The organism is Xanthomonas vasicola pv. musacearum NCPPB 4379 (assembly GCF_000277895.2).
Lineage (GTDB): Bacteria > Pseudomonadota > Gammaproteobacteria > Xanthomonadales > Xanthomonadaceae > Xanthomonas > Xanthomonas vasicola.
Genome location: NZ_CP034655.1, coordinates 910,944 through 922,691 on the forward strand (window position 1 = coordinate 910,944; position 11,748 = coordinate 922,691).

Annotated in this window: 13 protein-coding genes and 1 other RNA gene; 7 read left to right on the forward strand and 7 right to left on the reverse strand. The window is 65.6% G+C overall.

All coding sequences use genetic code 11. The annotated features are described in order from the left end of the window. Positions 1–12: 12 nt before the first annotated feature. From KWO_RS04185 to KWO_RS04200, 4 genes are read right to left on the reverse strand one after another with little or no spacing between them, the layout of a single operon-like run. On the reverse strand, positions 13–1,398 hold the full coding sequence (locus KWO_RS04185; RefSeq protein ID WP_010367668.1) for an FAD-binding oxidoreductase: 1,386 nt from the start codon (positions 1,396–1,398) through the stop codon (positions 13–15). Continuing rightward, a complete protein-coding gene (locus KWO_RS04190; RefSeq protein ID WP_010381802.1) occupies positions 1,395–1,934 on the reverse strand; it encodes a metal-dependent hydrolase in 540 nt (179 codons plus the stop codon). The genes KWO_RS04185 and KWO_RS04190 overlap by 4 nt, the downstream gene beginning before the upstream one ends. Before the next feature lie 29 nt (positions 1,935–1,963). After that, a complete protein-coding gene (locus tag KWO_RS04195) occupies positions 1,964–2,332 on the reverse strand; it encodes a YraN family protein (RefSeq protein ID WP_010367666.1) in 369 nt (122 codons plus the stop codon). A gap of 4 nt (positions 2,333–2,336) precedes the next feature. After that, positions 2,337–4,067: a penicillin-binding protein activator gene (locus KWO_RS04200; RefSeq protein ID WP_010381797.1), complete on the reverse strand. Its 1,731-nt coding sequence runs from the start codon at positions 4,065–4,067 to the stop codon at positions 2,337–2,339. Between the two features lie 81 nt (positions 4,068–4,148). Here KWO_RS04200 and rsmI point away from each other — a divergent pair, with 81 nt between their 5' ends. The 3 genes from rsmI (at position 4,149) to rnpB (ending at position 6,053) form a co-directional block, all read left to right on the forward strand. Next, complete coding sequence (gene rsmI, locus KWO_RS04205) at positions 4,149–4,976, forward strand: 16S rRNA (cytidine(1402)-2'-O)-methyltransferase (protein ID WP_010367663.1); 828 nt, start codon at positions 4,149–4,151, stop codon at positions 4,974–4,976. A 490-nt stretch (positions 4,977–5,466) separates the two neighbouring features. Further along, a complete protein-coding gene (locus KWO_RS04210) occupies positions 5,467–5,685 on the forward strand; it encodes a hypothetical protein (protein ID WP_026112783.1) in 219 nt (72 codons plus the stop codon). A gap of 18 nt (positions 5,686–5,703) precedes the next feature. Next, positions 5,704–6,053, forward strand: an RNA gene (gene rnpB, locus KWO_RS04215) — RNase P RNA component class A. Positions 6,054–6,336: 283 nt separating this feature from the next. Here rnpB and KWO_RS04220 read toward each other — a convergent pair. Genes KWO_RS04220 through KWO_RS04230 form a run of 3 tightly spaced genes read right to left on the reverse strand, consistent with a single transcriptional unit; the run spans position 6,337 to position 7,718 of the window. Then, entirely contained in the window at positions 6,337–6,654 is a 318-nt protein-coding gene (locus KWO_RS04220) for a CcdB family protein (protein ID WP_010367656.1), read from the reverse strand. Then, on the reverse strand, positions 6,651–6,902 hold the full coding sequence (locus KWO_RS04225; RefSeq protein WP_010367654.1) for a type II toxin-antitoxin system CcdA family antitoxin: 252 nt from the start codon (positions 6,900–6,902) through the stop codon (positions 6,651–6,653). The genes KWO_RS04220 and KWO_RS04225 overlap by 4 nt, the downstream gene beginning before the upstream one ends. 48 nt (positions 6,903–6,950) lie before the next feature. After that, positions 6,951–7,718: an NRDE family protein gene (locus tag KWO_RS04230; protein WP_010381791.1), complete on the reverse strand. Its 768-nt coding sequence runs from the start codon at positions 7,716–7,718 to the stop codon at positions 6,951–6,953. A 313-nt stretch (positions 7,719–8,031) separates the two neighbouring features. Between KWO_RS04230 and mraZ the strand changes: the two genes are divergently transcribed. From mraZ to KWO_RS04250, 4 genes are read left to right on the forward strand one after another with little or no spacing between them, the layout of a single operon-like run. Beyond that, positions 8,032–8,487: a division/cell wall cluster transcriptional repressor MraZ gene (gene mraZ / locus KWO_RS04235; RefSeq protein WP_010367651.1), complete on the forward strand. Its 456-nt coding sequence runs from the start codon at positions 8,032–8,034 to the stop codon at positions 8,485–8,487. 14 nt (positions 8,488–8,501) lie between these two features. Beyond that, the gene (gene rsmH / locus KWO_RS04240; protein ID WP_010381789.1) at positions 8,502–9,560 is read left to right on the forward strand and encodes a 16S rRNA (cytosine(1402)-N(4))-methyltransferase RsmH; all 1,059 of its coding nucleotides are present in this window, start codon (positions 8,502–8,504) and stop codon (positions 9,558–9,560) included. After that, a complete protein-coding gene (gene ftsL, locus KWO_RS04245) occupies positions 9,557–9,820 on the forward strand; it encodes a cell division protein FtsL (protein WP_005991913.1) in 264 nt (87 codons plus the stop codon). The genes rsmH and ftsL overlap by 4 nt, the downstream gene beginning before the upstream one ends. Before the next feature lie 55 nt (positions 9,821–9,875). After that, on the forward strand, positions 9,876–11,744 hold the full coding sequence (locus KWO_RS04250) for a peptidoglycan D,D-transpeptidase FtsI family protein (protein WP_010381784.1): 1,869 nt from the start codon (positions 9,876–9,878) through the stop codon (positions 11,742–11,744). Positions 11,745–11,748: the final 4 nt, after the last annotated feature.

Below are 11,748 nucleotides of genomic sequence, written 5' to 3' on the forward strand. Positions count from 1 at the left end.
GCAAGCGCGTTACTAGGCGGGCGGCAGGACTTTCCCCGGATTCAAGATCCCATCCGGGTCCAACGCCGCCTTGATCGCACGCATCGCCGCCAGCGTGGGTGCGCTGAACGCCTGGGTCATGAAGTCGCGCTTGGCCACGCCGATGCCGTGCTCGCCGGAGAGCGTGCCTTCCAGCGCCAGCACCAGCGTAAACAGGCGTGGCAGCGCGGCATGTGCGCGTGCGTCTTCGTCGGCATCGGCCGGGTTGTACATGATGTTGACATGCAGGTTGCCGTTGCCCGCGTGACCGAAGGCGACGATGGGCAATGCGAATTCCGCAGCGAGCGCTTCCACACCAGCAACCAGTTCGGGAATGCGCGACACCGGCACCACCACGTCTTCGTTGATCTTGCCCGGCTTGATGGTGCGCAAGGCCGGCGACAAGGCGCGGCGTGCGGCCCACAGCTTGTCGCGCGCGCTGCCATCGGCGGCCACGTCCAGGCTCAGCACGCCCTCGCCATCGGCGGCGTCGTGCAACGCCTGCAACGCGTACGGCAAGGTGTCGTGATCGCCGTCGGCTTCGATCAACAACATGGCGCCGGCGTCGGACACATCGCTGCCGTTGCGGCGTAGCAAAGCAATCGCGCTGGCATCCATGAACTCCAGCATGGTCGGCGTGGTCGGCTGCGCCATCAGCCGCGACACTGCGGCCGCGGCGCTGGAGGCATCGCGATACAGCGCACGCAAGCCAGCCTGGGCGAGGGCGCGCGGGGTCAGCTTTAAGGTTGCCTCGACGATGATCGCCAGGGTGCCTTCACTGCCGACCAGCAGATGCGTAAGGTCGTAGCCGGTGGAATTTTTGGTGTACGCACCGCCACAGTGGATCACCTCGCCGGTACCGGTCACCGCCACCAGGCCGAGTACGTTGTCGCGGGTCGCGCCGTACTTCACCGCGCGCGGGCCGCCCGCGTTGGTGGACAAATTGCCGCCGATACTGCAGATCTCCGCGCTGGACGGATCCGGCGGCCAGAACAATCCATGCGGCTGCAGCGCCTGTTGCAGGTCGCCATTGAGCAGGCCCGGTTGCACCACTGCGCAGCGGTCTTCCGGGCGCAGCGCAACGATGCGATTCATGCGCGCCATCGATACCACCACGCCGCCGGAAAACGGCACTGCCGCGCCGGTGGTGCCAGTGCCGGCGCCGCGCGCCACGATCGGCACACCGTGCGCACGGCACGCCTGCACGATCGCCACCACGTCATCGGTGTCGCGCGGCAACGCCACCGCAGCAGGCAATGCCCAGCGATGCGAATCGTCTTCGCCATAGCGGCGGCGTGCATCGTCGGCGGTGAACCAGCCAGCGGCACCGAGGCGCGCGGCCAACAGCTCGGCAAGTGCGGTGGGAAGTACATCGGTCATGACACGTGGTCCTGTGGTGCCGCGCGCTGGATGCATTTCCACCCCAGCACGGCGACGGTGAGCGGCAACCAGACCCAACGCAGCTCGGAGAGCAACGTGGTCAGGCCGCGCGCATTGAAGAAGCCAGTCGCGAATGGCGACACCCGAATCGGCCGGCACGCTGCGAACCAGCGGGTCTCGCTCCGTGGCCAGCCCAGCGCAACACCCAGGCCGCCGGAGGTCATCGCATCCAGCAGCGGGTGCGACGCGGTGCAGACGAACAAAAACACAGTTGCCTGCACGGCATCCGCTCGCAACAGACGATGCGCTGCAAGGCCGAGCAACGCCATCAACGCAGCGAATAACAGCGAGTGGCTGGCGCCGCGATGGCCGAACGCATCGGCGTAGGGAATATGCAGCACGAATGCCAGCACATCGGCATCCGGCAGCATCGCCGCCACGACGCCGGCCGCGAGCAGGCGCGGCGAGATGCGGCCGCGTTCACTGGCGCACCAGAGCGCCAATGGCACTGCAGCGTGGGTCATGATGGTTGGCATCGGAACGTCGGTCTGCGCGTCGGTGGCGGTCAGCAATCGTCGGCGCGGAAGGCGTCGCGGATCCACTGCAATACCGGCGGTTCGCCGCTGGCATCGACCACATCGAAGCGGCAGGGCAGCGCCGCCAGTGCGGGGTGGGCGCCAAGAAACAGCTGCGCAGCCAGTACCAGCTTGCGGCGCTTGCGCCAGTCCACCGATGCCGCGCCGCCGCCGAAGCGGTCGTCGCGCCGGTAACGCACTTCCACAAATACCAGCGATTGCCCGTCGCGCATCACCAGATCGAGTTCGCCGCCGCGGTAGTTGGCATTGCCGACCACCAGCCGCAGCCCGGCTTGCTCCAGCAACGCGCGTGCGGCCGCTTCGACCGCCGCACCACGCTGCTGACGTGCCGCCGGCATGGTCTCAGCGGCCGTCGGCGATCGGTGTCGGGCGGCCACCGTTGAAGGTGGACCAGGCCGGCGTGCGCAGCACATTGCCGAAGCCATCAAGGTGCAAGGTGCCGGTGGCGCCGCGCAGCCCACCATCGCTGCCGGTGGCGAGTTTTTCCAGATACGCAGTGATCTTCCACGCGTCGTAACCGAACGCGAACAGGCGGGCGGCCGGGCCGCGTGCGCTGGGCAGGGTGCTGGCCACCTGGCTCACTGCCGGCAGGCCGGACACGCCCAGCGCGGTCCAGGTTTCGCTCGGGTAGACGATGCCATCCAGCGCCAGATCGTCTTCGACCTTGCCAGTGCCGGCCACCAACTGCGAGGTGCCCACGCGTGATTTGCCGGCGAACCCGGCCAGTGCCAGCTGCGGCGCCAGCACCCGCGCGGTGTTGCCGCGCACTGCCAGGAACACTGCATCGGCGGTGCCGTAATTGCGCAGCTGCGCACCGATGTCGCCTGGCGCATCGGCCACGCTGATGCTGCCTGCGACGGTGCCGCCGCGTTCGGTGAAGCGGTCGCGGAAGGCCTTGATGGTGCGCTTGCCGTTGTCGTCGCTGGTACCGACGATCAGCACGTTGCGGCGCTCGCGCGAGAGCAGATATTCGGCAGCCATGATGCCGTCGTCCTCCGGCGCCAGCGAGAACCCGGCGCTGCCGCTGGGCGGGGCCTTGTTGTCGGCGGGGCGGTTGAGTGCCAGCACCGGCACCGCGAGCTGGCCGCGCGCAAACAGCGCGCTGACTTCGTCGCGCCCCAACGGGCCGACCACGTAATCCACCCCGGCGCTCACTGCCTTGTCATAGGCGGCATTGGCACCGGCTGGCGTGCCGGCGGTATCGAAGAACTGCACTTCCGGGCGGCGGCGGGTTTCCGCGTAGTAGCCGGCCAGCAAGCCATCGCGCACCGGCGCGGCGGCAGTGGCCAGGTTGCCGGTGATCGGCAACAGCACACCCAGCTTCGTCGGCGGACGGTAGCCGTCGCGCTCGGCCGGCGGGCGCTTGCTGGTATCGAAGCCCCATTGCGCATCACGCTCGAACGCGCGCGGCAGCCCTAGCCCGCGGCTGATCAGTGCACGCCCGGCGAAGTTGTACAGCGGGTCGCCGGCCGGCAGTGCGGCGGTGCGAGCCTTGAGGGTGGCATCGTCGACGGCGGCGAGCAGGCGCACGATCGAACGCTGGTTCTCGCTGCGTGCAGTGCCGGTCAGGCTGGCATCGGCGCGCGCGCGGTCGGCGGCGGCGCCGAACAGGTCGCCGGTGGCTTCCAGTGCAGCGGCACGTGCCACAAACCAACGCGTCTGCAGCGGCTGGGTCAGTCCCTGCGGGCTGTCGCCCAACGCCTGCAGCGCCTGCGCACCCTGCTTGTCGATCACGGCCAACTCGCCGGTGAGTAGCCCGAAACGGGCGCGTTCCTCGCCGCTCAGCTGGCGCGCGTTGACCTGCGCCAGCAACGTGCGGGCACGCGCATCGTCGCCAGCGTCGTGCCAACCGAACGCGGCTGCAGCCAGCAACCGGCTGCGCTGCGCACCGCTGGCACTGGCGGATTCGGCTTCCAACTGCTGCGCGGCGTCGCGCGGCTTGCCTTGATCCAGCAGTGCCAGCGCCGCGCTCTGCGTCGGCGAGGCGGTCGGCGTGATGCTGCTGGTGGCACAACCGGCCGCCAGCATCACCATCAGCGAAAGGGCGGAGATCCTTGCAACACGCTTGTTCATTTCAGATCCATTGGACAGGGGCCGCCGGGGCGGACCGTTAAAAACGCTACGATTCTACCCTTTGCCCCCGGAAAACCGCTGATGACGTCCCCTGGAACCCTGCACGTGGTCGCCACGCCGATCGGCAACCTGGCCGACCTGTCGCCGCGCGCGCAGGAGGTGTTGCGTGGCGTGGCCGCAATCTGCGCCGAAGACACCCGCCATACCCGCCAGCTGCTGAGCCATTTCGGCATCGACCGCCCGCTGCTGGCCCTGCACGACCATAACGAAGAGGCCATGTCCGAACGCATCGTGGCGCGCCTGCGCGAGGGCGAATCGCTGGCCATCGTCAGCGACGCCGGCACTCCGCTGGTCAGCGACCCGGGCTTCAAACTGGTGCGCGCCGCGCGTGTCGCCGGCATCAAGGTCAGCCCGGTGCCGGGCGCCTGCGCGGCAATCGCTGCGCTCAGCGTGGCCGGCCTGCCCAGCGACCGCTTCAGCTTCGAAGGCTTTCTGCCGGCCAAGAGCGCCGCCCGCCGCGAGCGCCTGGCGGGGCTGGCAGGGGAGACCCGCACCCTGGTGTTCTACGAATCGGCGCACCGCATCGTCGAATCGCTGACCGACCTGCGCTTTGCCTTCGGTGACGAGCGCCCGGCAGTGATTGCCCGCGAATTGACCAAACTCTTTGAAACCGTGCTCGACGGCAGCCTGGCGCAGCTGCAGGCGCAGGTCGAAGCCGACGACAATCAGCGCAAGGGCGAATTCGTGGTGATGGTGCAGGGTGCCGCCAACGCCGCCGAAGGCCAGCTCGCCGAAGGCCGCCGCGTCTACGCCAAGCTCGCCGAACACCTGCCGCCGTCCACCGCCGCCAAGCTCGCCGCCGAGCTGACCGGCGCGCCGCGCAAGGCGTTGTATGGCGGTAATGGCTGACACAACGACTGCCGAAGGCAAAAAGAAGGCGCTGGAGCTGCGTCAGTTCCAGTGTGTCTTGACGAACTGGCCGGATGCATTTCCGCTGCCGATCGGCGAGATAGAACAGCCCAAAGAGCCTGCTGCAGACATTCGTTTTCGCATTGCCGACGGCTCAACTTATGCATTCGAGATCACCCAGCTTTTGCGTCCGGATGGAAAAGCGCTCGTTCGGGCGCGTGAAAAATTACTAGCGTCGCTGAAGCCGCGATTGGCGCAGCTTCTGCCTGGCGTACAGATCAGTCTTGGTTTTACGGATCAACCGCTCCCGAAGCTCCCAGACGCAATTGAACAGGTGGAGCATCTGTTGGCCGGGCAGTCGAGGTTGATCGAAGGCAATCAGGTCATCAGGAGAGGGCTCCCCGATTTCTTGAGACATGTGCAGCTCTGGCCTGCTGCCCGGGCGGAGGTGTTCGGGGGCGGCGTCTTTGAAGTGCCCGCCCTCGCTCAGTTGCAGGTGTCGACATGCATTCTGCAAAAGCACGCGAAGATCGAGGGATATCGCGCGCATGCCGACGCTGTCGCGCTGCTGATCTATTGCCCGAGGGCGCCTTCGCACGCACAACTCGCGATGCCAGCCGAGGCGGCTAGATGGTCATTTGCCCATCAGTTCGAACGTGTGGTGCTGTATGCCGAAGACAGCGCTGGGCGGGGTGTGGTCTGGCAATAGCGTATAGTTCGCCCCGGCGGAGTCGGCCAGACAGTCGCGTCACTCGCAAGAGTGCCGAGGAAAGTCCGGGCTCCATAGGGCAAGGTGCCAGGTAACGCCTGGGCGGCGCAAGCCGACGGAAAGTGCAACAGAAAGATACCGCCTACGTTCCTTTCGGGGAGCCGGTAAGGGTGAAATGGTGCGGTAAGAGCGCACCGCGAGTCCGGTAACGGACCGGCACGGCAAACCCCACCTGGAGCAAGACCAAATAGGGATCCATTGGCGTGGCCCGCGCTGGATCCGGGTAGGTTGCTTGAGCGCTGCGGTGACGTAGCGCCTAGACGAATGACTGTCCACGACAGAACCCGGCTTATCGGCCGGCTCCGCCGCCTTTTTTGGGCGTAGGCCCAAAATAAGGCGCCCACGCTGCGTACCGCTGTTGGCGGTACAAAACGCGGGTCCCGCTCCGTGGCATGCCAGAACCCCGCGGCTGTCACCGCGCCCCCTTGACTCAAGGGGGGGCTTGCACTCGGTGAGTTGTCAGGTGCTTTCGGCTGTTTGCGATCAATGCGATTGCTGCTTCGATCCTTGTTGCTTGGCTTGGGCTTCGCCCTCGTGGCGAATGCTGTGTCCGTTGCTGCGCCCTTGCTTGAGGCTTTTTTTGTTTTGCCTTTAACCGAACGAGCGGGTGAATAGCTCGTCCAGGGCGTCGATGATGATCTGGCCTTGGTCCTTCAATGTGCCGGCTGGTTTGTTGAGGACGGCCAGCGGCACCGAGGTCATTTCCAGGGGTTGCAGGATGACGCTGTGGCCGGCGACGGTGAGTTCCGGGGTGAAGCGGGATGGGGTCGGGGAGTGCTTGGACTTTCGAACCAGGGGGATGACGACACGGCGTGGTGAGGCGTCGAAAATTTTCGACTGAACGACAACCACGTACGGGATGTTCTTGTTCTGGCCGACATTGGCGTAGACATCGAACTGGTCGGTCATAGCGTGGAGAACTCGTCGGCGAAGGAGCCGTGCGCCTCAGTGAAGGCCTTCCATTCGCTCGCGGCGCGTTGCAGCTCAAGCGCTCTTGCGCTGTGGCTATCGCGTTCCTTGGTGACGTACTCGGCCAGCAACTCTTCCACCTTTGCCGAAAGGTTGCCGGTCATCGCGCGGGCTTGCGCTGCCAGGTCGGCGTTGATGGTCAGATTCAGCGGCTTCTTCTGCGCAGAAACATCGTAGTAGCGGTTCATGCGTGGCTCCCAATGTTATGCGCATGGTATGCGCATGATTGGGGATCGTCAAAGCGTTCCGGGGATTGCCAGCCTTGTCTGGCCCTGGAAAATCCCGTTCGGGCCGAAGCGGCGTTCATGGATGAAGCCGTGGCCGCGATGGTCCACCGCCACGATAGTGCTGGCGCGGGTGCCGTAGCTGGGCCCGGTGATGAAGGCGGCCGAGAGCAGGCGTTCGGTGGCCAGGTCCACGCCGGTCTGCGGTAGCGCAGCGTCGGGGGCGATGGCTGGGTTGCCCAGTGCAGCCCACAGCGGCTGCAGGTCTTCAGCGCCGTCTGCGCACCAATGGCGCAGCACGTTGGTCAGTGCGGCGGTCTTGGGCCACAGTGCGTCCAGCGGTCCGTTCGACATCCCATGGATGCCCGCCGCCAGTTGCCGCGCCAGTGGCGGGTGATTGCTGAGGTGCTCGCAACGGTTGGCGTCGCATAGCAACAGGTTGAAAGGTGGGAACGCGTGGGCGGCGCCGGCCAGTGCGTCGGCATATGCGGTAGCGCCCAGGCTGCCGGACAGATAGTCCGCAATCAGATGCCCGCGCGAGCGCCCCGAGGCGGTGGCAAGTGGGTCGCGCACGTTGGTGACCACCGCAGCGCGGCCGTCCTGACCCAGGTCAACCCAACTGCCACCAGAGCGCAGGTCGCGACCTGCCAGCACGTTGGCGGCCGGTGCCGCCCACTGCGCCAGCGCCGCGGTGGGGCGTTCGTGGAATTCATCGCGGTTGCCCGCCAGCAGCAGGCGCCAGCGAGGGTGAGCTTTCCAGGCAAGAGCGACCAGGCACATGCCGCCATTGTTACGTGTTTGCGCAATTGAGGTATGCAGCTGGCGCAATGTGAAGTGAGACTGTGGCCGATTTTACATGCCCTTCACGCCCCTGAATTTCCGTTCAATCTCAAAATCTGAGACGAAACAGCAACTTGTGGATAACCTTTGAACAAGTCTCTAAAGAGTGCTGCAACTCATTGATGCGACTAGCGATTTATGGACTTCAAAGTTGTTGACAACCTTTGACGCGCTGCTAAGGTGGGCAACGGAGGGAAAACCAGGTGTTTTGTGGTTTTTCGTGGTTCAATGATCCCCCAGCGGGTATTCGAGGTTGCATTCGGTGTTTCAGGGCGAGACTGCCATCACGGTGGACGACAAGGGGCGTATGGCGGTGCCAACTGCATACCGCGACCTCGTCACGCGTGTCAGCGGCAACCGCCTGGTCCTCACCTACAACCCGTTCGAAGCCGGATGCCTGTGGCTGTATGCGGAAAAGGAGTGGGAGCGGGTGCGCGACGATGTGATGTCCAAGCCCAATACCCAGCGCGTAGTGCGCACGCTGCAGCAAAAACTGGTGGGTTCTTCGGCCGTGCTCGAGCTGGACGCCAATGGCCGTCTGAGCATCCCGGCCAGCCACCGCAACGCGGTGGGCATCGAGAAAAAAGCCGTGCTGCTGGGCATGGGCGACAAGTTCGAACTGTGGAGCGAGCAGGCACATCGCGCACTGATCCAACAGACATTGTCTGACGGGGATCTGGGCGATGAATTGCTCGATCTCAGGTTGTGAGCCGGGGTGCCCGGATGCGCGGTGAGGCGCAGCCCGGTCACCCGGTGTCGCAGTCCCCGGCGGCCCATGTGCCGGTGCTGTACACGCAGGTGCTGGATGGCCTGCAAGTGACCGACAACGGAACTTATCTCGATGGCACGTTCGGGCGTGGCGGACACGCACGCGGCGTGCTGGAACATCTTGGCCCGGGAGGTCGACTGCTGGTGATGGACAAGGACCCCGAAGCGATTGCAGTGGCCGAACAGACGTTCGGTGGCGATGCGCGCGTGTCCATCCATCGCGGCAGTTTCGCCGGGCTCGGTCAAGTGGTTGCTGCTGCAGCCGTCGACGGCATCCTGCTGGATCTGGGTGTGTCTTCGCCGCAGCTGGACGTGGCTGGGCGCGGTTTCAGTTTCGGCAAGGACGGCCCGCTGGACATGCGCATGGATCCGGACAGCGGCCAGAGCGCGGCTGAGTGGCTGGCGCATGCCAGCGACCGCGAGATCGCCGATGTGCTGTGGACCTATGGCGAAGAACGCCAGAGCCGCCGCATCGCGCGTGCCATCGTGGCGCGCCGCGCCGAACAGCCGTTGCTGCGTACCGCGCAACTGGCCGACCTGATTGCCTCGGTGATGCCGCGCGGCGACAGCAAGACCCACCCGGCGACACGCAGCTTTCAGGCGATCCGCATCTACATCAACCGCGAACTCGACGATCTGGAAGCCGGCCTGGATGCAGCGCTGGCCGCGCTCAAGCCCGGCGGCCGTCTGGCGGTGATCAGCTTCCATTCGCTGGAAGACCGCATCGTCAAGCAATTCATGGCCCGCTACGCCAAGGCCCCGCCGAGCAATCGCCGCCTGCCCGAAGCGCAGCCGTTCGTGCCGACACTGCAGCTGGTGAGCGGTGCGATCAAGGCCGACGACGCCGAATTGAACGTCAATCCGCGTGCACGCAGTGCGGTATTGCGGGTGGCCGAGAAGCTGGGAATGGGAAATGGGGAATCGGGAATGGGGGACGGCAGGAGCGCCGCTGCTTCCCGATTCTCGACTCCCGATTCCCGATTCCCGGCGTCACCGAACGGTGGCGCCGCATGAGCCGCTTGCTGCTCATTGTGCTGCTTGCCTGCAGCATCGCCTCGGCGATCGGTGTCGTGTACATGCGCCACATGCATCGCAAGCTGTTCGTGCAGTTGTCCAAGCTCGAGCACACGCGCGACGAATTGAATATCGAATTCGGCCGGCTGCAGCTGGAGCAGGCCACGTGGGCGGAAAGCAACCGGGTCGATCAGGTCGCGCGTGCGCGCATCGGGATGAAGTTCCCGGAGACCAACGACATCGTGGTGGTGCGCCCATGACCAATCAGCAGCACAGCCGCTTTGCACGGCGCAGCTGCGCAGCGGGAGGTGCGCGGTGAAGGCCGGCCGCAACCGCCCCCGCAGCAATTTCAATCTCCGTGGTCGCCTGACCCTGGTCGGCATCGCGTTGGGCCTGTGCTCGGTGACGCTGATCGGGCGCGCCGCGTTCGTGCAGCTGGTTAATCGTGATTTCTATCAGCGTCAGGGCGAAGCGCGTTACCTGCGCGAACTGCCCATCGCCACCTCGCGCGGCATGATCACCGACCGCAACGGCGAGCCGCTGGCGGTGTCCACGCCGGTGGAATCGATCTGGGTCAATCCGCAGGAACTGCTGCGCAACCCCGACCGCATTCCCGAACTGGCCAAGGCGCTCGGACAGCCGCTGGATGAATTGAACGCCAAGCTGGCGCAGAAGGCCGGCAAGGAATTCATGTACCTGCAGCGCCGGATCAACCCGGACAAGGCGCATGCGATTGTCGATCTGAAGATTCCGGGCGTGTTCTCGCAGCGCGAGTTCCGTCGCTTCTATCCGCAAGGCGAGGCGATGGCCCATGTGCTGGGCTTCACCAACATCGACGACCGCGGCCAGGAAGGTCTCGAACTTGCGTTCGACGAATGGCTGCGCGGCAAGCCCGGTTCCAAGAAGGTGGTGCGCGATGCGCGCGGCGCCATCGTGGAAAGTGTGGACCTGGTGCGTCCGGCGCAGCCGGGCAAGGACCTGACGCTGAGCATCGACCGCCGCATCCAGTTTCTTGCTTACAAGGAACTACGAAACGCCTTGGTCGAAAACAACGCGGCCGGCGGTTCGATGGTGGTGATGGATGTGGCCACCGGCGAAGTGCTGGCGATGGTCAACCTGCCCACCTACAACCCGAATTCGGTCACCGGCATCAACCCGTCGGCGCGCCGCAACCGCGCGGTCACCGATCTGGTCGAGCCGGGTTCGACGATGAAGCCGCTGACCGTGGCCACCGCGCTGACGGCCGGCGTGGTGACCAAAGACACCATCATCGACACCAACCCCGGCTACATGTCGGTGGGGCGCTTCACCATTCGCGATGTGCCGCGCAACAACGGTGTGCTCAACGTCACCGGCGTGATCACCCGCAGCTCGAACATCGGCGCGGTCAAGATCGCCGCCAAGGTGCCGGACCAGACCTTTTATCAGTCGATCCGCAACTTCGGTTACGGCAGCGCGCCGCATAGCGGTTTTCCCGGCGAATCGGCCGGTGTGGTGTTGCAGCCGGCACGCTGGAGCGGCCCGTCCAAGACCACGATGTCGTATGGCTACGGCTTGTCGGTGACACCGCTGCAGATTGCGCAGGCATACGCCACGCTCGGCAACGGCGGCAAGCTCACGCCGCCCACGTTCGTGCGCGGCCAGCACAACGAAACCCGTCAGGTGATCACGCCGGAAGTGGCGCGTCAGGTCATCGACATGATGGAAACCGTGGTCACCCAAGGCGGCGCCAAGGGCGCGGCGATTCTGGGGTATCACGTGGCCGGCAAGACCGGTACCGCGCGCAAGAATGGCGCCAACGGCTACGAGCGCGGGCATTACAACGCGCTGTTCGCCGGCCTGGTGCCGGCCACGCGCCCGCGTTTTGCCACCGTCATCGTGATCAACGATCCGCAGGGCAAGGTGTACTACGGCGGCCTGGTGTCGGCGCCGGTCTTCCACCGCGTGATGGAAGGCGCGCTGCGCTTGATGGACGTGCCGCCGGACGACATCCAATCGTGGCTGGCCGCGCAAGCTGCCGGTAAGACGGGTCAGCCCACGGTCAAGCCGCAGCCGGCCGATCTGGATCCGGCGCTGGTGCCGGACCCTGTGGACGAAGTGTCTGCCGGCATTCCGACCGCAGTGGCACCACCGCCGGCCAACGCGCCAGCGCAGCCTGCGCCGTTGCAGGAGAGCCGCCAATGAGCCG

Bases quoted from the DNA above. Each gene is read 5' to 3' on its own strand.
- rsmI (WP_010367663.1), top strand. From the start codon at position 4,149: ATGACGTCCCCTGGAACCCTGCACGTGGTCGCCACGCCGATCGGCAAC.
- KWO_RS04220 (WP_010367656.1), bottom strand. From the start codon at position 6,654: ATGACCGACCAGTTCGATGTCTACGCCAATGTCGGCCAGAACAAGAAC.
- rsmH (WP_010381789.1), top strand. From the start codon at position 8,502: ATGCGCGGTGAGGCGCAGCCCGGTCACCCGGTGTCGCAGTCCCCGGCG.
- KWO_RS04230 (WP_010381791.1), bottom strand. From the start codon at position 7,718: ATGTGCCTGGTCGCTCTTGCCTGGAAAGCTCACCCTCGCTGGCGCCTG.
- KWO_RS04195 (WP_010367666.1), bottom strand. From the start codon at position 2,332: ATGCCGGCGGCACGTCAGCAGCGTGGTGCGGCGGTCGAAGCGGCCGCA.
- KWO_RS04190 (WP_010381802.1), bottom strand. From the start codon at position 1,934: ATGCCAACCATCATGACCCACGCTGCAGTGCCATTGGCGCTCTGGTGC.
- KWO_RS04225 (WP_010367654.1), bottom strand. From the start codon at position 6,902: ATGAACCGCTACTACGATGTTTCTGCGCAGAAGAAGCCGCTGAATCTG.
- ftsL (WP_005991913.1), top strand. From the start codon at position 9,557: ATGAGCCGCTTGCTGCTCATTGTGCTGCTTGCCTGCAGCATCGCCTCG.
- KWO_RS04200 (WP_010381797.1), bottom strand. From the start codon at position 4,067: ATGAACAAGCGTGTTGCAAGGATCTCCGCCCTTTCGCTGATGGTGATG.
- KWO_RS04185 (WP_010367668.1), bottom strand. From the start codon at position 1,398: ATGACCGATGTACTTCCCACCGCACTTGCCGAGCTGTTGGCCGCGCGC.